The organism is Geobacillus vulcani PSS1 (assembly GCF_000733845.1).
GTDB lineage: Bacteria > Bacillota > Bacilli > Bacillales > Anoxybacillaceae > Geobacillus > Geobacillus vulcani.
Genome location: NZ_JPOI01000001.1, coordinates 754,085 through 776,063, shown reverse-complemented (window position 1 = coordinate 776,063; position 21,979 = coordinate 754,085). Strand labels below are relative to the sequence as shown.

The 21,979-nt window shown below is 51.9% G+C and carries 18 protein-coding genes; 14 read left to right on the top strand and 4 right to left on the bottom strand.

The window, feature by feature from the left end:
* Together glmM and glmS are read left to right on the top strand one after the other, a co-directional pair.
* Positions 1–1,350 (top strand): phosphoglucosamine mutase, encoded by a 1,350-nt coding sequence (glmM, locus tag N685_RS0104165; protein ID WP_031406146.1) that lies wholly within the window; start codon positions 1–3, stop codon positions 1,348–1,350.
* Between the two features lie 524 nt (positions 1,351–1,874).
* The gene (gene glmS / locus N685_RS0104160; protein ID WP_031406144.1) at positions 1,875–3,677 is read left to right on the top strand and encodes a glutamine--fructose-6-phosphate transaminase (isomerizing); all 1,803 of its coding nucleotides are present in this window, start codon (positions 1,875–1,877) and stop codon (positions 3,675–3,677) included.
* A 504-nt stretch (positions 3,678–4,181) separates the two neighbouring features.
* On the opposite strand, the gene N685_RS0104155 is transcribed toward glmS, so the two are convergent.
* Positions 4,182–5,045: an aldo/keto reductase gene (locus tag N685_RS0104155; RefSeq protein WP_031406142.1), complete on the bottom strand. Its 864-nt coding sequence runs from the start codon at positions 5,043–5,045 to the stop codon at positions 4,182–4,184.
* 731 nt (positions 5,046–5,776) lie between these two features.
* On the opposite strand from N685_RS0104155, the gene N685_RS0104150 reads away from it, so the two are divergent.
* The 6 genes from N685_RS0104150 to N685_RS0104120 all read left to right on the top strand — a co-directional run bounded on the left by N685_RS0104150 (position 5,777) and on the right by N685_RS0104120 (position 10,631).
* Complete coding sequence (locus tag N685_RS0104150) at positions 5,777–6,826, top strand: NAD(P)-dependent alcohol dehydrogenase (protein ID WP_031406140.1); 1,050 nt, start codon at positions 5,777–5,779, stop codon at positions 6,824–6,826.
* A gap of 552 nt (positions 6,827–7,378) precedes the next feature.
* Entirely contained in the window at positions 7,379–7,972 is a 594-nt protein-coding gene (locus N685_RS19895; RefSeq protein WP_071880159.1) for a cyclophilin-like fold protein, read from the top strand.
* A gap of 79 nt (positions 7,973–8,051) precedes the next feature.
* Positions 8,052–8,759 (top strand): SDR family oxidoreductase, encoded by a 708-nt coding sequence (locus N685_RS0104140; protein ID WP_031406136.1) that lies wholly within the window; start codon positions 8,052–8,054, stop codon positions 8,757–8,759.
* Positions 8,760–8,969: 210 nt separating this feature from the next.
* Entirely contained in the window at positions 8,970–9,449 is a 480-nt protein-coding gene (locus N685_RS0104130; RefSeq protein ID WP_031406134.1) for a DUF2975 domain-containing protein, read from the top strand.
* Between the two features lie 10 nt (positions 9,450–9,459).
* Positions 9,460–9,684, top strand: a complete 225-nt coding sequence (locus N685_RS0104125; protein ID WP_031406132.1) for a helix-turn-helix domain-containing protein — start codon at positions 9,460–9,462, stop codon at positions 9,682–9,684.
* A 17-nt stretch (positions 9,685–9,701) separates the two neighbouring features.
* A complete protein-coding gene (locus N685_RS0104120) occupies positions 9,702–10,631 on the top strand; it encodes a DUF817 domain-containing protein (protein ID WP_084177465.1) in 930 nt (309 codons plus the stop codon).
* A gap of 16 nt (positions 10,632–10,647) precedes the next feature.
* Here N685_RS0104120 and N685_RS0104115 read toward each other — a convergent pair whose 3' ends face one another.
* From N685_RS0104115 to N685_RS0104105, 3 genes are read right to left on the bottom strand one after another with little or no spacing between them, the layout of a single operon-like run.
* Positions 10,648–11,133, bottom strand: coding sequence for a DinB family protein (locus N685_RS0104115; RefSeq protein WP_031406128.1), 486 nt, complete (start codon positions 11,131–11,133; stop codon positions 10,648–10,650).
* A 39-nt stretch (positions 11,134–11,172) separates the two neighbouring features.
* Positions 11,173–11,937: a TatD family hydrolase gene (locus tag N685_RS0104110; protein WP_031406126.1), complete on the bottom strand. Its 765-nt coding sequence runs from the start codon at positions 11,935–11,937 to the stop codon at positions 11,173–11,175.
* Positions 11,938–11,983: 46 nt separating this feature from the next.
* Positions 11,984–13,351, bottom strand: a complete 1,368-nt coding sequence (locus N685_RS0104105; protein WP_031406124.1) for a sigma-54 interaction domain-containing protein — start codon at positions 13,349–13,351, stop codon at positions 11,984–11,986.
* 235 nt (positions 13,352–13,586) lie between these two features.
* On the opposite strand from N685_RS0104105, the gene N685_RS0104100 reads away from it, so the two are divergent.
* The 6 genes from N685_RS0104100 (at position 13,587) to N685_RS0104075 (ending at position 21,818) form a co-directional block, all read left to right on the top strand.
* The gene (locus N685_RS0104100; protein WP_031406122.1) at positions 13,587–14,999 is read left to right on the top strand and encodes an amino acid permease; all 1,413 of its coding nucleotides are present in this window, start codon (positions 13,587–13,589) and stop codon (positions 14,997–14,999) included.
* A gap of 96 nt (positions 15,000–15,095) precedes the next feature.
* Positions 15,096–16,643: an L-glutamate gamma-semialdehyde dehydrogenase gene (pruA, locus tag N685_RS0104095; protein WP_031406120.1), complete on the top strand. Its 1,548-nt coding sequence runs from the start codon at positions 15,096–15,098 to the stop codon at positions 16,641–16,643.
* 165 nt (positions 16,644–16,808) lie between these two features.
* Positions 16,809–18,008, top strand: a complete 1,200-nt coding sequence (locus tag N685_RS0104090; RefSeq protein ID WP_031406119.1) for an ornithine--oxo-acid transaminase — start codon at positions 16,809–16,811, stop codon at positions 18,006–18,008.
* A gap of 26 nt (positions 18,009–18,034) precedes the next feature.
* Positions 18,035–19,273 (top strand): Glu/Leu/Phe/Val family dehydrogenase, encoded by a 1,239-nt coding sequence (locus tag N685_RS0104085; RefSeq protein WP_031406116.1) that lies wholly within the window; start codon positions 18,035–18,037, stop codon positions 19,271–19,273.
* Between the two features lie 82 nt (positions 19,274–19,355).
* Complete coding sequence (locus N685_RS0104080) at positions 19,356–20,981, top strand: M20/M25/M40 family metallo-hydrolase (protein ID WP_031406114.1); 1,626 nt, start codon at positions 19,356–19,358, stop codon at positions 20,979–20,981.
* A 228-nt stretch (positions 20,982–21,209) separates the two neighbouring features.
* Entirely contained in the window at positions 21,210–21,818 is a 609-nt protein-coding gene (locus tag N685_RS0104075; RefSeq protein ID WP_031406112.1) for a DedA family protein, read from the top strand.
* The last annotated feature ends 161 nt before the right edge of the window (positions 21,819–21,979 follow it).

Here is a 21,979-nt window from a genome sequence, read left to right as displayed (position 1 = left end):
ATGGGCAAATATTTTGGCACTGATGGTGTACGAGGAGTTGCAAATCGTGAATTGACGCCAGAGTTGGCGTTTCAAATCGGCCGTTGCGGTGGATATGTGCTGACCAAAAGTGCTGAGCGCCCGAAAGTATTGATCGGGCGCGACACCCGCATTTCCGGCCATATGTTGGAAGGCGCCCTTGTCGCCGGGCTGCTGTCGATCGGGGCGGAAGTGATGCGCCTTGGTGTCATTTCCACACCAGGTGTCGCTTATTTGACGAAGGCGCTTGGAGCGCAGGCGGGTATTATGATCTCCGCCTCCCACAACCCGGTGCAAGACAATGGCATCAAATTTTTCGGCCCGGACGGGTTTAAGCTGTCGGATGAGCAGGAAGCAGAAATTGAAGCATTGATCGACAGCCGGGAAGATATGCTGCCGCGGCCGATTGGAGCGGCATTGGGCCAAGTGAATGATTACTTTGAAGGTGGACAAAAGTATTTGCAATACTTAAAGCAAACGATTGATGAAGAAGACTTTTCCGGGATGAAAATTGCTCTCGACTGCGCACATGGAGCGACGTCATCACTGGCGACGTACTTATTTGCCGATTTGGATGCGGATGTCGTGACGATGGGGGCGTCGCCAAATGGGCTCAACATTAACGAAGGAGTCGGTTCCACCCATCCGGAAGCATTGGCGGCGTTTGTGAAAGAAAAAGGGGCTGATGTCGGCCTTGCGTTTGACGGCGACGGCGACCGCCTGATCGCCGTGGATGAACGCGGCAATATTGTGGACGGCGATCAAATCATGTACATTTGCGCAAAATATTTGAAAGAAATAGGCCGCCTCAAGCAACAAACCGTCGTCTCGACGGTTATGAGCAACCTTGGGTTTTACAAGGCGCTTGAGGCGCAGGGAATCAAAAGTGTACAAACGGCCGTTGGCGACCGCTATGTCGTCGAGGAAATGAAGAAGAACGGCTATAATCTCGGTGGCGAGCAGTCCGGACATATCATCTTCCTCGACTACAACACGACGGGGGACGGAATGTTGACGGCGCTCCAGCTTGTCAACATCATGAAAATCAAGGGCAAGCCGCTTTCTGAGTTGGCCGGGGAAATGAAAAAATACCCGCAGCTGCTTGTGAACGTCCGGGTGGCCGATAAGGAAAAAGCAATGGAAAACGAACAAGTGAAAAAAGTGATCCAGGAAGTGGAGGCAGAGATGAACGGTAATGGCCGCGTCCTCGTTCGTCCGTCAGGGACGGAACCCCTCGTGCGCATTATGGCTGAGGCTCCAACCGAAGAGGCGTGCCGCGCCTATGTGGAGCGGATCGCGGATGTCGTCCGGCGTGAAATGGGAGTGGAATAACCGACCGCTTGGACAACCATCCTATGCATAAACGGAACGTTCGCTTCCGTTTATGCATAGGTTATTTTATAGAAACGGATGCATATGATAGTTGACGCCGTTGGGAATGTCCTGTAATATTAACGTTGTTGCCTTTTGCCTGAAAGGAGGCGATGCGAAGAACGAGAAGGGATGAATGAGTAGGGTGGCGCAGCTGTTGCCATGCTCGACAAAGTGGAATCGTTGCAGCGGTTTTGACGACGACAAAGCGCCTGGACTAAGCGCGGGAACGGAAGCGCGCGCTTAGTTGACGAGGAGGAGGTTTATCGAGGTTTTCGGCGGATGCCTCCCGGCTGGAGCGATGACAGCCGCAAGTCCTCTCTTAAAACAAAGGGGTGACCCTTTGCACAAAGGGGAGGATGTCATCGCGCAACTAGAAAGGGGAGTCTGCCGCAGTGACGGCGAGGCCCCGTTGTCCTTTGACAACTGAACATGGAAGGATCTCGTTAGCGGCAGCCTCCGATGTTAAAGGAGGAAATGTGGCCATGTGCGGCATTGTTGGTTATATCGGTTACCAAGATGTGAAAGAGATTTTGTTGCGCGGATTGGAAAAACTCGAGTACCGCGGCTACGATTCAGCAGGGATCGCCGTATTAAATGAGAACGGGGTTCATGTGTTTAAAGAAAAAGGACGGATCGCCGATTTGCGCCGCATCGTCGACCCGAACGTCAACGCGACGATCGGCATCGGCCATACCCGTTGGGCGACGCACGGGGCGCCAAGCCGGGTGAACGCCCATCCGCACCAAAGCGCCTCCGGCCGTTTTACGCTCGTGCATAACGGCGTCATCGAAAACTACGAGATGCTGAAGCGCGACTACTTGGCTGATGTCGAGTTCCGAAGCGACACGGATACGGAAGTGATCGTCCAGCTCGTGGAACAATTCGTCCGTGACGGGTTGACAACGGAAGAAGCGTTCCGCAAAACGCTCTCGCTGTTAAAAGGGTCGTACGCCATCGCCATGATTGACGCGGAAAACGAGGAAACGTTGTATGCGGCGAAAAACAAAAGCCCACTTCTTGCCGGTCTCGGTGATGGGTTTAACGTCGTGGCGAGCGATGCGATGGCGATGCTCCAAGTGACGAATCAATTCGTCGAACTGATGGATGGGGAACTAGTCATCGTCACGAGCGAGAACGTCACGATTCAAACGCTAAACGGTGAAACAGTCGAACGGAAGCCATTTACGGCTGAGCTCGATGCGAGCGACATTGAAAAAGGGACGTATCCGCATTACATGCTGAAAGAAATTGATGAGCAGCCGTTCGTCATCCGCCGCATCATTCAAAAATACCAAGACGAAAACGGCGGATTGACGATTGACCAAGCGATCATCAACGAAGTGCTGAACGCCGACCGCCTGTACATTGTCGCGTGCGGAACGAGCTACCACGCAGGTCTTGTCGGCAAGCAATTGATCGAGTCGTGGGCGAAAATTCCAGTCGAAGTGCATATTGCCAGCGAATTTTCGTACAACATGCCGCTGTTGTCGGAAAAGCCGCTCTTCATCTTTATCTCGCAAAGCGGCGAAACGGCCGACAGCCGCGCCGTGCTCGTGCAAACGAACAAACTCGGCTATAAAGCGATCACGATCACGAACGTCCCAGGTTCGACGCTGTCGCGGGAAGCCGATTATACTCTCCTGTTGCACGCCGGCCCGGAAATCGCCGTTGCCTCGACAAAGGCATATACGGCGCAAATTGCCGTGCTTGCGATTTTGGCCGCCGCGGCGGCGAAAGCGAAAGGCCTCGAATTGGATTTTGACCTGACGAAAGAGCTCGCCATCATCGCCAATGTGATGGAAATGCTGTGCGATGCGAAAGAAGAAATGGAGAAAATCGCAAGCGACTACTTGACGTTGACGCGCAACTGCTTCTTTATCGGCCGCGCCGTTGACTACTATGTCTGCCTAGAAGGCGCGCTGAAACTGAAGGAGATCTCTTACATCCAAGCGGAAGGGTTCGCCGGCGGCGAGCTGAAACACGGCACGATCGCCTTGATTGAGGACGGTACGCCGGTGATTGCCCTCGCCACCCAAGAGCACGTCAACTTAAGCATTCGCGGCAACGTAAAAGAAGTCGTCGCCCGCGGCGCGAACCCATGCGTCATCTCGATGCGCGGCCTTGAAGGCGACGGCGACCGCTTCGTCATCCCGGCCGTCCATCCGGACCTTACGCCGCTTGTGTCCGTCGTGCCGCTGCAGCTGATCGCGTACTATGCAGCCCTGCATCGCGGCTGCGACGTCGACAAACCGCGCAACCTAGCGAAAAGCGTGACGGTGGAGTGAGCGGTTCGTTGGGAAAAGGCTGTTGTAACAAAAGGTTAGATGCCGAACCAAAAAGCTGAAAACGAAAAGGCCTGTTGGGTGAGTCTAACAGGCCTTTTTTGTAAATAGGCTACGGTTGACCATTTGGTCGCCTTTACCATACAAAAAGCTTCGCAGATTTTGTTTCCTTGGCTAGAAAGAAACATGATGGCCAAGCATATGTTGTAGCGAAGAACTTTTGGGGAGACATGAACCTATTTGGGTGAATGGGTTTTGAGCACAGCTATTTCACCCAAGGAGTCCGGTTCATGTCTCTTTTTTTGTTTGATTGCAAATTTATGTTAGTGGATTTGCTCATCTGTAGTTAAAAAATTAAATAAAATCTTTTGTTTTCATCTTGTTAAGGTGCGCAATGTGAGGTTTCCGATAACTGTGCCCATAAAAATAGATCTTTGGCTTGCTGGGAAAATAACGCCATGTTTGGCTTTCTCACGTTTTGTCATTTTTATCCCTCGATAAGCTTGTTTATTTTAATTTCCCGCCAAACACCGGGAAGAAGCTGTGTTCACCGTAATCTCGGATTCGCTCGATACTCTTCAAAGCCTCCATATCTTCATCGTTGATCACAAAATCAAGCTCTGCATTGTTTCTCATGTGGTCTGGGTTGGACGTCTTCGGAAGGACGACAAGGTCAAGTTGGATGCAATAACGCAGGCAAAGCTGGGCAACCGATACGCCGTACTGATCCGCCCTGGCTTTAATCTCTGGGTGGTCAAGAATGACGCCATGTGCAATGGGAGAATAAGCTTCTACAACGATGCCGTTTTGCTGGCAGAATTCAATGAGATCAAAAGGAGTGTTGCCGATGTGTGCCAATATTTGATTGACCATCGGCTTGATCTCGCAACTTTCCAGAAGATTTTCGATATCGTCTTGCAGGAAGTTGGAAACCCCAATCGATTTTACTTTGCCGGATTTGTAAGCATCTTCCATGGCCCTCCATACTTCTTTGTTTTCTTTGAAGTAGCGGTTTTCCCCACGGAATTCCTTCCAAGGTTGCGGGCTGTGGATGATGATAAGGTCGATGTAATCAACCCCCAGCTTGGCTAGAGACTCATCAATAGACTTTGCGGCGGCGTCATAGTTCTTTAATTCTGCCGCAACCTTTGTGGTAATGAAAAGTTTTTCCCTCGCCACGCCGCTCGAACGGATTCCTTCGCCTACCCCTGCTTCGTTCGCATAGGCTTGCGCAGTATCAATATGGCGATATCCGATCGATACCGCGTCACGCACGGCCTGTGCCGCCTGCGTATCGTCCAACAGCCAGGTACCAAGTCCCAATTTTGGAATCTCTACGCCATTTGATAATGTAAACGTTTCGTTAAACATACTTTTGTCTCCTTTACATTGTCATATTTTTGATAGTCCCTTGTCTTCTTGAGAAGTAATTACCTTTAAAAATGATTAACGGCTTGCACAATCCGATCAGTTTCCTCAGTCCTGCCGGTTAAAAGTTTCACCATCATATTTTGTACATTCACCTCCAGTAATGAATGTTGGTTCATTTATCAACGTCTGTTTATAATTATAAAAAGAAACAGGGCGCTTTCAATGATTAAATGAACGCGATTTGTTGACTATTCAACAAATGAAGTGAAATGGTTGATTTATGAATTGGCGAAACGGTGAGTCGGGACAAGGATTAGGTTCTATAGTGATCAAGTGAAGCCTTGGAGCTATCTGCCTCAAAGCGTCCTTCTTCCCCTTTGAGAGTTACTGATTTTCTCAAATAGATAAACCTTGTACATCCTGACCTTTGTTCTCACGAAAACCAATGTAAACGGGGGAACGATTGTTTTTTACCAGCCTTCTAGATCGAGAGAAACTTATTTGCAAACGGAAGAGCCGATCAAGCAGGCGGATGTTGTTTTCGAGCAGGGTTTGTCCCTTTGTAAGGATGACGATGGTGAAACGAAAACATCGAATTGATTATCGATAATTTCGTAGAATTTGTTGAATAATCAACAAATTATCTGAATCTAACCATATTAAAACATCACCTTTCTTTTTATAATGATAGACAGGTGTTGATTAAATTTATAGATGAAGGAGGAAACGTGATGGCGATTGTTGCCAAAGCACGTGCGGTATTCAGCCCGGAAGGTCCGTTTCAACCAACGGTGATTGAGCGGCGCGACCTTCAGCCTCATGATGTCCTCATCGAGATACAGTATGCGGGCATTTGTCATTCCGACATTCATACTGCTCGCGGCGAGTGGGGCCCGGTGCGATATCCCCTCGTTCCGGGGCACGAGATTGCCGGCATTGTCACTCAAGTGGGCTCGGCAGTGACGAAGTTTGCCGTTGGTGACCGCGTCGGGGTTGGCTGTATGGTGGACTCTTGTAGAGAATGCGAGCCTTGCCGCAAAGGAGAGGAGCAGTACTGCTCGGAAATGGTGGGCACGTATGCCGCCATCGACCGATATGGTCAGTATACACAAGGTGGGTATTCCACTCACATCGTCGTCCATGAAGACTTCGTTCTCCGCATTCCTGACAGCATCGCGCTTGATGTGGCCGCACCGCTTTTGTGCGCCGGCATCACCACGTACTCGCCGCTCCGCCATTGGCAAGCCGGTCCGGGCAAAAAAGTAGCGGTGGTAGGGTTAGGCGGCCTTGGTCATATGGCGGTGAAGTTTGCCCATGCTATGGGAGCAGAGGTGACGGTTTTGTCGCAAACATTGAAGAAGAAAGAAGACGGGTTGCGTCTTGGGGCCGATCATTACTATGCGACAAGTGATCCCGAGACGTTTGCGAAACTCGCTGGTCATTTCGATCTCATCATCAATACGGTGAGCGCACCAATCGATATCAACGCCTACCTTTCGCTGCTCGCCTTGGACGGCACACTGGTGAACGTCGGCGCACCAGCAGAGCCGTTGACTGTGAATGTCTTCTCGCTCATTCCGCAGCGCCGGTCGTTTGCCGGATCGATGATCGGCGGTATTCGCGAAACACAGGAAATGCTGGATTTCTCTGCTGAACATGGCATTGTCCCCGAGATTGAGGTGATTTCCGCCGACCAGATCGATGAGGCATGGGAGCGGGTGCTTGCTTCTGACGTCCGGTATCGGTTTGTCATTGATATTCGCACGATGAAAACTGAGTAATTGAGGAAATGCGTTTGTTTCAACAAACGTTTTTGAAGCGTGTTTGACACGTATAGACAGGGGAAGCCGACTGACTCAAAAGGAAGGTTATATTCGAGTGAAATACGAGATATAGGAGGTAATGAAGGAGAGTCTGACCCAAAAGTCCGCTTTTTAGCGGACTTTTGGAGTTATCCCCGCTTTCTCCCTCTGCTCTTGGACTGTTAGGCTGTGTTAAGAAACGGAACGTATCATAGAGGTTAAAATGCAAGATAAACAACAGAGCGGCAATTTCTTTGCTGTGGTGTTAGGTGCATTTTCAGCACTGGGCCCTTTTACTGTGGATATGTATCTTTCATCACTCCCTAGAATCGCGGATTTTTTCGAAACGAGTACGTCGATGAGTCAAGCCAGTTCAACCGCTAGTTGGTTAGGAATTGCTTTGGGCCAAATTGTCATGGGCCCTTTAAGTGATGCTCATGGGAGACGTAAACCATTGTTGTTCTCATTGCTGCGTTGTTTCTGTTTGCCGCGTCCATCGGGACTTGAGAGATGAATGGAGGGATGCGCGATATGTCCAAATTGTTATCAGCGACTTTCTCCTTGACGTTGATTTTCGCTGTTGCAGCTTGTGGTGGAAATCAAAGTGGAAATTCGGCTTTTGACGAGGCTGAGACGGTTGAAAACCCATCAACGAACGACAAACGGGACGTTTCGATTGCAGGACAAGAAGAGAATCGAGGACATTCCGTCGCAAAGAGAGGACAAGATGCTCCGGATGAAGACAACAGTATTGAAAATACCAAAATCAGATTGATTTTCGATCATGGAGAAGTCATCGTCAACATGTATGACAATCCGACAAGTAGGGATTTGCTAAGCAGGTTGCCGTTGACACTCACGTTCGAAGACTTCAGTGGATTCGAAAAAATGAGTATATTAGAAGAAGGGCTCAGTACAGAAGGCGCGCCAGAAGGCGTTACGCCGAAGGCCGGAGATTTCGCGTATTATGCCCCTTGGAAAGACATCACCATTTTTTATGATGATTGGCGTTATTCGCCGGGGTTGATTCGATTAGGCAAGGTTGAATCGGACGTAGAGGAGCTTTCAAGTAAGTTGGCAAGCATGAAGGATGATTTCACCGTGACCATTGAAAAAGTGGAATAAGAGATGTTCGGGAGTGTACATTTGGACATTGACAGGAACGTTACAAAATAAAGAAGCAGTCAAGAAATGGAGGGTGGGCATGGTGACGGATAAAAAGGTGGCGCTTGTCACCGGCGGGAATCGGGGAATTGGCTATGAGCTCGTCAAACAGCTGGCATGGAGGGGATATACAGCCATTTTGACAAGCCGGGATCCGGAAAAGGGGTGGCAAGCTGCGCAACAACTTCGGGAACTCAACCTTGATGTTTCGTTTGTGGCAATGGATGTGGCGAACCAAGAAAGCATCCGCCAGGCTGCGATGACGGTCAATGAGCAGTATGGGGCATTAGACGTATTGATCAATAATGCCGGTGTGTACTTAGATGGAAATCAAAAACTGGTCGATATGGAACCTTCCGTTCTTGAGCGGACGATGGCCACGAATTTCTTTGGCTCCTACTATGTGATTCGCTCCTTTCTCCCTCTTATGGAAAAGAAAGGATATGGACGGATTATTAATATTTCTTCTGAATATGGGGCGATGAGGGAAATGTCATATCCGGGAGTAGGAGCTTATAAATTATCGAAACTTGCCCTCAATGGCTTAACACAGCTGATCGCAGCAGAAGTGAGCGGTGATATCAAGGTCAATGCCGTCGATCCGGGGTGGGTCCGTACGGATATGGGCGGGCCATCGGCTCCCCGATCGCCAAAGCAAGCCGCCCAGTCAATCCTTTGGTTGGCAGAGATCGGGCCTGACGGACCGAACGGCGGATTTTTCCGAGATGGAAAACGAATAGATTGGTAGCCAGCAAGAACAGTGTAGTGAATACCTTTGCCAAAAGATCAAGGGGTATGTTGCATCAACGGTTGTGAACGAGTGTTCCTATGCGAGAGGAACGCTCTTTTTTTGTTATGTTTAACAACAAAAATATAATTAAATTCAATAATTATTTATTGAAAAACGATAAACCAACGATTACAATAAAAACAAAAACGAATCAGTGAGGTGCTTGCGGTGAAACGAGAAACGCTTTTTTTGAAGGTGGCCTTGGTGTTGATCGGCCTTCCGGTTCTGGCGTTGTGCTTGTTTTTGGTGCCGGCGCTTGCGAAGGTGGCGGTCAAGCTGGTGCCGGCGCTCCCTTGGATCAAGTATTTCGTTTATCTTGTGTTTGAGGCGTCCGCGCTGCCGTTTTATTTTGCGCTCTATCAGGCGTTTCGGCTGTTGACGTATATTGATCAAAACAGCGCGTTCTCTGAGCGGTCGGTCGAGGCGTTAAAGAAGATCAAATCTTGCGCTGTGGTCATCTGCGGGCTGCATCTGCTCGCTTTGCCGCTGTTTTATCTTTTTGCCGAAAAGGACGACGCTCCGGGGGTCATTTTCGTCGGGCTGCTGGTGCCGTTTGCGTCGCTCGTGATCGCTGTCTTTGCCGCTGTGCTGCAAAAGCTGCTGCAACAAGCCGTTGACATCAAACAAGAAAACGAGTTGACGATTTGAGGTGGATGACATGCCGATCATCGTGAATCTTGATGTCATGTTGGCGAAGCGGAAGATGAGCGTCACGGAGCTGTCGGAGAAAGTAGGGATTACGATGGCGAATTTGTCGATCTTGAAAAACGGAAAGGCGAAGGCGATCCGCTTTTCGACGTTGGAAGCCATTTGCAAGGCGCTCGACTGCCAGCCCGGGGACATTTTGGAGTACCGAAGCGATGAAGGGGAATCGCATTCGTAAGCGGGGGAGGGGGCGGCTTGAAAGGGGAGAAACACGCGGCAGCGGCGGGGGAATGCCCGCCTTGCTGGCTGGTTGCGGTTCGGAGGTGTCTCTGTTCTGGAAAAGCGCGGCTCATCAAAGCGTTTGTGCAGCTTGTTCGCTTCGGTTGGGCGCAGGCGTTGTCCTGCGTGTTTCCGGTTGTTATTTTTGCTTCATTGGCGCTGACGAAGCTCGCGCCGCTTCCTTTGTTGCCGCGGTATGACTGGCTGCTTGTCATTTGCCTTCTCATGCAATGGTGGATGGTGCGCTCCAGGCTGGAAACGCGGGATGAGCTCAAAGTCATCACTGTCTTTCACTTGATTGGGCTTGCATTAGAGCTGTTTAAGGTGCGTATGGGTTCATGGTCGTATCCGGAGGAAGGATATACGAAACTGTTTGGCGTGCCGCTGTACAGCGGCTTCATGTACGCGAGCGTCGCGAGCTATCTTTGCCAGGCGTGGAGACGGCTGAAGGTGGAGCTCGTGCGCTGGCCGCCGTTTTGGCTGGTCGTTCCGTTGGCGGGGGCGATTTACGTGAACTTTTTTACCCACCATTATTGGATGGACGTTCGCTGGTGGTTAGCAGGCCTTGTGATTCTCGTTTTTTGGCGCTCGTGGGTCGCGTATGAGGTCGGGGGAATTCGGTATCGGATGCCGCTTGTTCTGTCCTTTTTGTTGATCGGTTTTTTCATTTGGGTCGCGGAAAATATCGCCACCTTTTTCGGGGCTTGGCAATATCCAAATCAAGCGAGGGCGTGGAGCCTCGTTCATGTCGGGAAAGTCAGCTCGTGGGTGTTGTTGGTCATTGTCAGTTTTCTCATCGTCGCGACGTTAAAGCAAGTGAAGGGCGGTGGAAAGGAAAAAACAGGCGGGACGTCCGCGGACGTAGCCCAAGCCGGGGCGGGCCGAGCAGAGGCCGCCCGCTGTTGAGGCGGCCCGGCTCTGGTTATCCGAGATGCGCCTTGATTTCTTCAATTTGGGCAAGGTGGCGTTGTTCATGGTAGCTGACAAATTCCACCCATTGCTTTAAGCTTAGGGGGCCGAAAACCGGATGGGGGAACGATTTGGCTTCCAGATCAGCCGGGTCGGCTTGCTCGACGATTTGACGCAGCCGCTGCCGCGATTGACGCAATTTTTCCTCCAATTCCCCCCACGTGAAACGCCGGTCGCTCGGACGGGCGAAATCGGGCGCCTCCACTTTTTTGGAACGGTCAAGGGTGAGGTGGATCGGCTTTTCGCTGACGGGTTGGCTCGCGCCGTGCGTCAATGTCTGGGCGATCATGGCGGCGATCGATGTTTCGATAAGGTGCAAGTGTTCGAGCACTTGGGCGATCGTCCAACTCCCTTCAGCCACCCGGGTGTTGAGTTGTTCATCCGACAGAGCGGCCACGCTTTCAAGCAGCTGTCGGCGCACTTGTTCCTGATGATCCATGATTTTCCCTCACTTCGGTCTGGATTTGACTTCATCGTACTATAAAGAAAGCGGGCCGTAAAGCCGTTTTGTGTTCGCCGTGATGACCGTTTTCACGCGCTCAATCTCTTCGCCGTAATGCGTTGCCACGACGCGGACAGAGTCAAATAAAAACAGCGGCGTTGTCGGTTTTCCGTGAAACGGACCGGCAAATGGCCATGGACCGTCCGTTTCGAGAAGCAGCTGCTCGAGCGGGATGAGGGGCAATAGCGCTTGGTCGCGCTCGCGATAGCATACCTCGGGAGTGACGGAAATGTAGTAGCCGCACCGGACGATGCGTTGCACCGTCTTTGCGCTTGCCTTCAGCCAATGGAAATGGGCGTTCCGGACGCCAGCTTGCTGCACGATGGCCAAGGCGGTTTCGGCTCGGTCGTGGACGGCATGAAGCACGAGCGGCAAAGAGGCATCGACGGCGATGGCGGCGATTTGCGCCAACAAGTCGCAATAGCGAGGCAATTGGGCCGACGCCTCGGCTGAGTAGTACGGCAGCCCGACTTCGCCAATGGCAGCGAGCTGCGGCCGCGCTTGCTTGATGAGTGACGTCCATTCATTCCAATCGGCCGGGCTGGGCATTGGACGTTCCGGATGAAAGCCGATGGCGGCGTAGACGAAAGACGGAAACCGTTGCTTGAGCTCCAGCGTTCGGTAGCTGGAGCTCAAGTCGGTGGAGACGGCGACGACGCCGGTTATGCCTGCCTCTTGCCAACGCTTGATTTGTTCGTCTACCCGGGCGTATTGGTCGAGATGAAGATGGGCATCGATCATCGGCGCGACCTCCCCCTGTCGCCGCAGCGTCCTAGCGGCTTCCTCTTCATTCTTTGTCGATTTGATATTTGCGGATGCGGTATTGCAAGTTTTGCCGGCTTAGGCCAAGCGCTTTGGCGGTTTTGGTGATGTTGAAGCCGTGATGCTGCAGCGCCTTGCGGATGTAGTAAATTTCGACCTCTTCCATGTATCGGTCAAGCGGCAAAATATCATCCGTATCGAATAGAAAATCGGTCTTGGCCTCGTCAGGGGCGAGCTTGGCCCGGAAATACGCCGGCAGATGGGCGAGCGTGATCACCGTGTCTTGTTCCATCGTTTCCATCGTTTCCAAGATGACGGCCTCTAGTTCGCGCACATTGCCGGGCCAGCGGTAAGCGAGAAACGCCTCTTGCACATCCTCATCGAGCCCTTCCACCGTCAACCCATAGCGTTCGTTGCCTTGGCGGATGAAATGAGCCGCCAAAGGCAAAATGTCCTCCCTTCTCTCGCGCAGCGGGGGCAACACGATGCAGTGGACGGCGAGCTGGTAGTAAAGCGGCTTCAGCAGTTCCCCCGTTTGCACGGCGTCAATGGGGTCGCCGCTTGTCGAAGTGATGAGGCGGACATCGGCCCGAACAGGTTCATGGCCTTGGGCGCGGACAAACTGTTTTTCTTGCAGGAAACGGACGAGTTTTTGTTGGAGCGGCAGACTTAACGAGTCAATATCGTCAAGCAGGACGGTGCCGCCGTTCGCCTGTTCGAACAAGCCGGGCTGAATCTCGCCGTTTGCTTCGCTGCCAAACAGCATCGTTTCCAACCAGTCGTCGGGGAGCGACAAACACGTTTGCGCCAAAAACGGTTTGGCGCGCCGCTCGCTTTCATAGTGAATGCAAGAGGCGAGCAAATCTTTTCCCGTTCCTTTTTCGCCGATGAGCAGCACAGGCGCTTCAGAGCGGGCGGCATGGCGGGCTAGGCGGATCGCCGTTTGCATCGCCTTGCTTTGGCCGATGATGTCAGCCAGCGTCCGTCCTGGTTCGCTGCGTTGGTACTGCTCGGCAATCAGTTTGCGAAACTTTGTGACATCTTTGGCGATTTCCACTGCACCGATGATGCGCCCGTCTTTCCGCAAAGGGTGTGTCTGATTGACCGTTGTCACGGCTTGTCCTTTGTTATTGAAATAGGTTTGCTGCTTGTTCAGAATGCTTTCACCGGTGCGCAGCACTTCAAGCAAGGTGCTCGGCTGCTCCGGATGAAAGTGGAAGACGTCTAAAATGTTTTTATCGAGCACGTCCTCAACATCCATGCTCTCAATTTCCCGCATTTTTCGGTTGTAAATGACGGTTTTTCCATGTTGATCGACGGCATGGATGCCAAGGTCGATCATTTCGAGAATTTGCTCGTACATCGATAAAAGCGTTTCCATATCCCGGTTCACGATCAGCACCTCTCTTTTTTGTATTATAGCATAAGGCGGACGGGAGACAGGAAGGAAAAGAAAGATGTGAAAAAATTTTTTGCTAAATATATTGAAAATAGAAAAAAATAAATTCATAATAAAGTTGTGATACAGTAGAAATTGAAAAATAATTTTGCATAAAAGGAGGTTGCTATTCGTTGATAAAAATGTAAGCGGTTGCGGAATCTATCATAAGAGAGGGGAGAGTTTTCAGATGCAACCAGTGCAAGAATTAAAACGGGAATTAAAAAGCAGGCACTTGTTTATGATTGCCCTCGGCGGGGTGATCGGCACGGGTTTGTTTTTAGGATCAGGATATACGATTCATGAGGCAGGGCCAGGGGGAGCGGTGGCCGCTTACTTATTCGGCGGTCTCGTCATGTATTTGACGATGCTTTCGCTAGGAGAATTGGCCGTGAGAATCCCCGATGCCGGGTCGTATCAGACGTATGCGACGAAATTCATCTCGCCGGCTGCCGGCTACTGCATCGGCTGGCTGTCTTGGCTCAATTGGTCGGTGACGGTTGGCATCGAGCTGCTCACGGTCAGCATTTTGATGAAGCGATGGTTTCCTGATGTGCCGACATGGGTGTTTTGTGCGGTCTTTGCCTTGTTGTTGTTTTTGATCAACGCCTTGTCTGTCAAAGGGTTTGCCGAGGTCGAGTTTTGGTTTTCCAGCGTGAAAGTGCTGACGGTGATCGCCTTTATTGTGCTTGGATTGGCGGCGATGTTTGGCGTCATCCAGATGAAAAACGGGCAGCCTGCTCCGTTTCTCTCCAACTTCACTGACCATGGCGGCTTGTTCCCCAATGGGTTTTGGGCGATTTTTACGACCATGATTCTTGTGAACTTTTCCTTCCAAGGGACGGAACTGGTCGGTGTGGCTGCAGGGGAAAGCCGAGAGCCGGAGAAGACGGTGCCGGTGGCGTTGCGCAATACGGTATGGCGCATTTTGATCTTCTTCATTCTGGCGATTTTTGTGCTGGCCGGTTTGTTTCCGTGGGAGAAAGCGGGTGTGGTGGAAAGCCCATTTGTGGTCGTGTTTGACAACATTGGCATTCCGTATGCGGCCGATATCATGAACTTTGTCATCATTACCGCGGTGCTGTCGGTGGCCAATTCAGGATTGTACGCAACGTCGCGCGTGCTTTGGTCGATGTCGCGCCAAGGAATGGTGACGCCGTTTTTCAGCAAACTGTCGAAGCGCGGCGTGCCGATTAACGCGCTGATCGCCAGCATTGCCATCGGATGCTTGTCGCTTTTATGCAGCATTTACGCGGAAGATACGGTGTATGTTTGGTTAACGGCGATCGCCGGGTTTGGCGCGGTGACCGTCTGGGCGTCGATTGCGCTGTCGAGCTATTTGGGACGGAAGGCGTTTTTGCGTGAGGGCGGCGATGTGCGCGATTTGAAGTATCGGACGCCGCTGTATCCATTCGTGCCGCTGGCGGCGTTTGCGTTAAATATGGCGACGATCATCGGATTGGCATTCATTCCGGATCAGCGGATCGCGCTTTACTGCGGGATTCCGTTTTTGCTCGCTTGTTATGGTTACTACCATCTGGTGGCGAAAAAACGACTTCGGCCTCTGAACGTGGAAAAAGAGGAGCTGACGGTTGCCAAGTAAAAATCATTGAAAAAAGCCATAATCATTTGCATAATATAACTATGAAACCGTTTTATAACGAAAAAATTTTTTGCTTGTTAAAAGGAGGACGACGAAATGGTGCAGCCATACAGACATGAACCGCTCACCGACTTTACTGTGGAAGCGAACCGGGACGCGTTTTTGGCAGCGCTCAAGAAAGTGGAAGGCGAACTCGGGCGCGATTATCCGCTCGTGATCGGCGGCGAGCGCATCATGACCGAGGACAAGATCACGTCGATCAATCCGGCCAATAAGGCGGAGGTGGTCGGCCGGGTGGCGAAAGCGAATCAAGAGCTCGCCGAACGGGCGATGAAAGCCGCCGATGAAGCGTTCCGCACGTGGAGCCGGACGAGTCCGGAAGCGCGGGCCGATATTTTGTTCCGGGCGGCGGCGATCGTGCGCCGGCGCAAGCACGAATTTTCCGCCTGGTTGGTGAAAGAAGCCGGAAAACCGTGGCGCGAGGCAGATGCCGATACAGCAGAAGCGATCGACTTTATGGAATATTACGGCCGGCAAATGTTGAAGTTGAAAGACGGCATTCCGGTGGAAAGCCGTCCGGGGGAAACGAACCGCTTTTTCTATATCCCGCTTGGCGTCGGCGTCGTCATTTCACCGTGGAACTTCCCGTTTGCCATTATGGCGGGGACAACGGTCGCTTCGCTTGTGACGGGCAATACGGTGCTGTTGAAACCGGCGAGCGCCACGCCGGTGGTGGCGTATAAATTTGTGGAAGTGTTGGAAGAAGCGGGACTGCCGGCTGGTGTCCTCAACTACATCCCGGGCAGCGGAGCCGAAGTGGGCGACTATTTGGTCGACCATCCGCGCACGCGGTTTATCAGCTTCACCGGCTCGCGCGATGTTGGCATCCGCATTTACGAGCGGGCAGCGAAAGTGCACCCGGGACAAATTTGGCTGAAGCGTGTCATCGCGGAAATGGGCGGCAAAGACGCCATCGTTGTGGACAAGGAAGCCGACCTGGAACTGGCGGCTCAATCGATTGTCGCCTCGGCGTTTGGCTTTTCGGGGCAAAAATGTTCGGCGTGCTCGCGCGCGATCATCGTCGAAGATGTGTATGATCAAGTGTTGAACCGCGTCGTCGAGCTGACAAAGCAGCTCAACGTCGGCGACCCGGCGGAGCAAGCGACGTTTATGGGGCCGGTGATCGACCAAAACGCGTACAACAAAATTATGGAATATATCGAAATCGGAAAACAGGAAGGCCGTCTGATGACTGGCGGAGAAGGAGACGATGCAAAAGGCTTCTTCATCCAGCCGACAGTGTTTGCCGATGTCGATCCGAATGCGCGCATTATGCAGGAAGAAATTTTCGGTCCGGTCGTCGCGTTCGCCAAAGCGCGCGACTTTGACCATGCGCTCGAGATCGCGAACAACACAGAATACGGCCTGACAGGCGCTGTCATTTCGCGCAACCGAGCGAATCTCGAAAAAGCGCGGCAGGAGTTCCATGTCGGCAACTTGTATTTCAATCGCGGCTGCACGGGTGCGATCGTCGGCTATCAACCGTTTGGCGGCTTCAATATGTCAGGGACGGACTCGAAAGCCGGCGGTCCGGATTACTTAATCCTCCATATGCAAGCGAAAACGGTATCGGAAATGTTTTAAGGCAAAGGGGCTGACCCAACAGGCGATCTCCCCTCAAGAAAGACACAACATATCGTGTGGCAGGGAAGCGGCTGGTGCTTATATAGCGATGAGAGAGGGTGTCCCAGTCCTTTTGGGACACCCCCTTTTGCAACGCAACGAAGAAAACGGAAAGGAGCGGTGAAGATGGCAACCAAATCGGAACAGCTCATTGCGAAGACGGAACAATACGGGGCGCGCAACTACCATCCCCTGCCGATCGTCATCTCGGAAGCGGAAGGAGTATGGGTGAAAGACCCGGAAGGCAACCGCTATATGGATATGTTAAGCGCTTATTCGGCGGTGAACCAAGGCCATCGCCATCCGAAAATTATTGCGGCGCTGAAAAAGCAGGCGGATCGTGTCACGCTCACGTCGCGCGCGTTCCATAACGACCAGCTCGGTCCGTGGTACGAGAAAGTATGCCGATTGACAAAAAAAGAAATGGTGCTGCCGATGAACACGGGCGCCGAAGCGGTGGAAACGGCGCTCAAAGCGGCGCGCCGCTGGGCGTATGACGTCAAAGGCGTCCCGGACAACCAAGCCGAAATCATCGTTTGTGAAGGAAACTTCCACGGCCGGACGCTTGCCGCCGTGTCGCTGTCGTCCGAACCGGCTTATAAACGCGGGTTTGGGCCGCTGTTGCCGGGCGTGAAAATCATCCCGTACGGCGATATCGAAGCCCTGAAAGCCGCGATCACACCGAATACAGCGGCGTTTCTTGTCGAGCCGATCCAAGGCGAAGCGGGCATCCGCATCCCGCCGCAAGGATTTTTAAAAGCGGCGTATGACGTATGCAAGCAACATAACGTCTTGTTCATCGCGGACGAAATTCAAACCGGGCTCGGTCGGACAGGGAAGTTGTTTGCCTGCGACTGGGAAGAGGTTGTGCCGGATATGTATATTTTAGGAAAAGCGTTGGGCGGAGGGGTGTTCCCGATTTCGTGCGTCGTCGCCAACCGCGATATTTTGTCGGTATTTGAACCCGGCTCGCACGGCTCGACGTTCGGCGGCAACCCGCTCGCTTGCGCGGTGTCGATTGCAGCGCTCGAGGTGATTGAAGAAGAGCGTCTAGCGGAGCGTTCGCTTGAACTTGGCGAATACTTCCTTTCGAAACTAAAACAAATTCAAAACGAGGATATTAAAGAAATTCGCGGCCGCGGCTTGTTTATCGGCGTTGAGCTGCATGGCCCAGCGCGCCCGTACTGTGAGGCGCTGAAAGAGCAAGGCTTGCTTTGCAAGGAAACACACGAGACGGTCATTCGCTTTGCACCGCCGCTCATCATTACAAAAGAAGAATTGGATTGGGCGTTTGAACGGATTGTGAATGTCTTGTCCCGTCCATAAATCGAGTCGAAGAGGCGAGTGAGACGATGGAAGAAAATATGTTTCTCTCCACCCAACGTGTGATCAAAGAGGCGCTGGCCAAACTTGGCTACGGTGAGGAGATGTATGATCTGTTGAAAGAACCATTGCGCGTCCTTACCGTACGTATTCCCGTCCGTATGGATGATGGAACGGTGAAAGTATTTACGGGTTACCGCGCCCAGCATAGCGATGCCGTGGGGCCGACCAAGGGAGGCATTCGTTTTCATCCGGACGTCACCGAGGAAGAAGTCAAGGCGCTTTCAATGTGGATGACAATCAAAGCCGGCATTGTCGGGTTGCCGTATGGCGGCGGCAAAGGAGGGATCGTCTGTGATCCACGGAAAATGTCCATGGGAGAATTGGAACGGCTCAGCCGCGGCTATGTGCGGGCAATCAGTCAGATCGTGGGGCCGTCCAAAGATATCCCAGCGCCAGACGTGTTTACCAACTCGCAAATTATGGCGTGGATGATGGACGAATACAGCCGCATCCGCGAGTTTGATTCCCCTGGCTTTATCACCGGCAAGCCGCTTGTGCTCGGTGGTTCCCAAGGCCGGGAAAAGGCAACAGCGCTCGGTGTCACGATTTGCATCGAAGAAGCAGCGAAAAAAGCGGGAATTGAGTTGCAGGGGGCGCGGGTCATTATTCAAGGATTCGGCAATGCGGGCAGCTTTTTGGCCAAATTTTTGCATGAAGCTGGAGCACGCGTCATTGGCATTTCCGATGCCTATGGCGCGTTGTATGACCCAAACGGACTAGATATTCCGTATTTGTTGGACCGCCGCGACAGTTTTGGCACGGTGACAACGCTGTTTGAGAATGTCATCACCAATCAGGAGTTGCTAGAAAAAGAGTGTGATATTTTAGTTCCGGCCGCGGTAGCGAATCAAATTACGCGTGACAATGCCGCGAATATTCGCGCTAAAATTGTGGTTGAGGCGGCCAACGGCCCAACGACGCTCGAAGCGACCAAAATCTTGACGGAACGGGGCTTGCTATTGGTGCCTGACGTGCTGGCCAGCGCCGGTGGGGTGACCGTTTCCTATTTTGAATGGGTGCAAAACAACCAAGGCTATTATTGGACGGAAGAGGAAGTGGTCGAGAAGTTGAAAGAGAAATTGGTGAGCGCATTTCATCGCGTCTATGAATTGGCCGAATCGCGCCGTGTGGATATGCGCATGGCGGCGTACATGATCGGGCTGCGCCAAACAGCAGAAGCAGCTCGCTACCGCGGTTGGGTATAACCGCTGAGAGACGAAGCGCAGCGGCAGGAGCCATGCTCCCCGGTTGGGCTTGTCTATTTTCGTAGAAGGAAAGGGAAAAAACATGAAGTGGCAGACGAAGGAGCAATTGCGGACATTGCTTTGCCGACTTGTCGAGCATGCCAGCATTAGCGGATCGGAAGCCGAAGTGCGCATGGCGGAGTATATAGCGGGCGAGTTGCAGTCGCTCGACTATTTTCAAGCGCATCCGGATTTGGTTCAGTTGCATTCAACTGGGGATGGCCGCTATTTTGTTACAGCCTTGGTCCAAAAAGCGCAGCATGTGCGCGATACAATTGTGTTGGTCAGCCATTTTGATGTGGTCGATGTGCAAGATTATGGAGCATGGAAAGAAATCGCGTTTTCACCGGAAACGATCACAGCACGGTTTTATGAACAAAAAGAGCAGCTCCCGGCGGACGTGCGAGCCGATTTGGAATGCGGCGAATGGCTTTTCGGCCGCGGCGTGATGGATATGAAATGTGGGCTTGCCCTGCATATGTCGCTCATTGAACAGGCATGTTCGGGTCGATTCGATGGAAATTTGTTATTGTTGACAGTGCCGGATGAAGAAGTCAATTCTGCAGGAATGCGTGCTGCTGTGCCTGTATTGGTTCAGATGGCAAAACGATATGGTTTGGACTATCGGTTGGTGCTTAATTCCGAGCCGATGTTTGCCCGCTATCCAGGCGATCAGACGAAGTACATTTACACCGGCTCGATTGGCAAAGTGCTGCCGGGGTTTTATTGCTATGGGAAAGAAACGCATGTCGGCGAACCGTTAGCGGGATTGAATGCCAATTGGATGGTGGCGCAAATTATCAATGAGCTCGAGTTGAATACCGATTTTTGCGAAGTGTCAGGTGAAGAAGTAAGCCCGCCTCCAACCAATTTGCTTCAAATGGATTTGAAGGAAGACTATTCTGTGCAAATCCCGCACCGGGCAGTGACGCTATATAATTTGTTTTTACAACAAAAATCGCTCGATGACGTCACCCAAGCGCTCGTCGAATTGGCGAGACGGGCGGCGGAGCGAATCGAGAAAAAGTATCAGGAACAGGCGGCTCGCTTTGCCCAATTGGAGAGATCAGTACCAACATCGATTTCTGTGAAAGTATGGACGTTTGCCGAGTTGCGGCAAAAAGCGGTGGAAATCGTTGGTGAAGAACAGGTGAAGCAACTCGAAAAACAGGTGTTCAGGGACGGGGCAGATCAAGACGAGCGGGAGCAAACCATCGAATTCGTTGATCAACTTGGCATGTTATGCAAAGATTTTGCCCCGATGATTGTGCTGTTTTATGCACCGCCGTATTATCCAGCTGTCAATTCAAGCAGTGATCCATTCATTCAATGGTTGGTATCCAAGCTGCAACAATACGTCCGTGAAACCTATGGCATTACGCTCGTACAGCAGCACTATTTCGGCGGTATTTCCGATTTAAGCTATGTCGGGCTGCAACAGCCGCCGGCATCATTGCAGGTATTAGCCGCAAACATGCCGATGTGGAATCAGGGCTATACGCTGCCGATTGAAGCGCTTGCCGAATGGAACGTTCCCGTTTTGAATGTGGGGCCGGTTGGCCGTGATGCCCATCAATGGACAGAACGCCTGAATGTGCCCTTTGCGTTTGACATCGTAAAGGATTGGCTTGTGTATACGATCGATCAAGTATTTGCCAAATACCAATAAGAAAGATGGTCTCTTCAATGTGACGTTCTTAGGGGCCAGCTCAAGCAGCAAGGGGGTGCTGAAAAACCCCCTTTTTTTGTGCTTGAATTCAAACAAAGCAACGGTGAGCCTTTTTTTTGCATAAGATGGTCTTGTATATTACCATAAAAAGCATAGTCACATACATAAGCAAAAAGAAAAACGCATACATACACAACATGCAGGTCATGCGGAAGGAGGAATGGTGTCATGCAGGCATGGATCACTGATTTTATGGAGCAATTCGGTTACATAGGAATTTTTTTGATCATCGCGCTTGAAAATTTATTTCCTCCCATTCCATCGGAAGTCATTTTGCCGTTTGGCGGATTTATGACGACATACACCACCTTGACGGTTCCCGGCGTCATTGCGGCAGCGACAGCGGGTTCGGTTGTTGGGGCGATCGTGCTGTACGGCATCGGCCGGCTGTTGTCGGTTGAGCGGCTTGGGCGGATCATTGACCGTTGGGGCGGATGGCTGCGGGTGAAGCCGGAAGACATCGATAAGGCGAACCGGACGTTTCAGCGCTACGGGGTGTGGGCGGTATTCTTTGGCCGCATGATTCCGCTGGTGCGCAGCTTGATTTCGATTCCCGCCGGCATGGCGAAGATGAACGTGTGGCTGTTTGTCTGGCTGTCGGTGCTCGGAACGCTCATTTGGAATACGATTTTAATCTCGGTCGGGGCAGCGCTCGGTGAGTCGTGGGGGAAAGTATCCGAAGTGATTGGGATGTACGCCGAAGTGGTGTATATCATTATTGCTGCGATCATTTTGATTGGAGCTGTCCGCGTTTGGAAGCGGCGCCGGGCTTCTTAGTTCCGGCCTTTTTAGGGGATGGTCTTGCCAAAAAGGGCTGCCGCCCGAGGTTGATGTTCAGCCTTGGGGGCAGCTTGTTTTCATTTGTTCCAAACACTCTCGATCAGCAAGCGTCTTGCCTTCTGCTTGATATGAACAGCGAACTCAACATTCGCGCACGT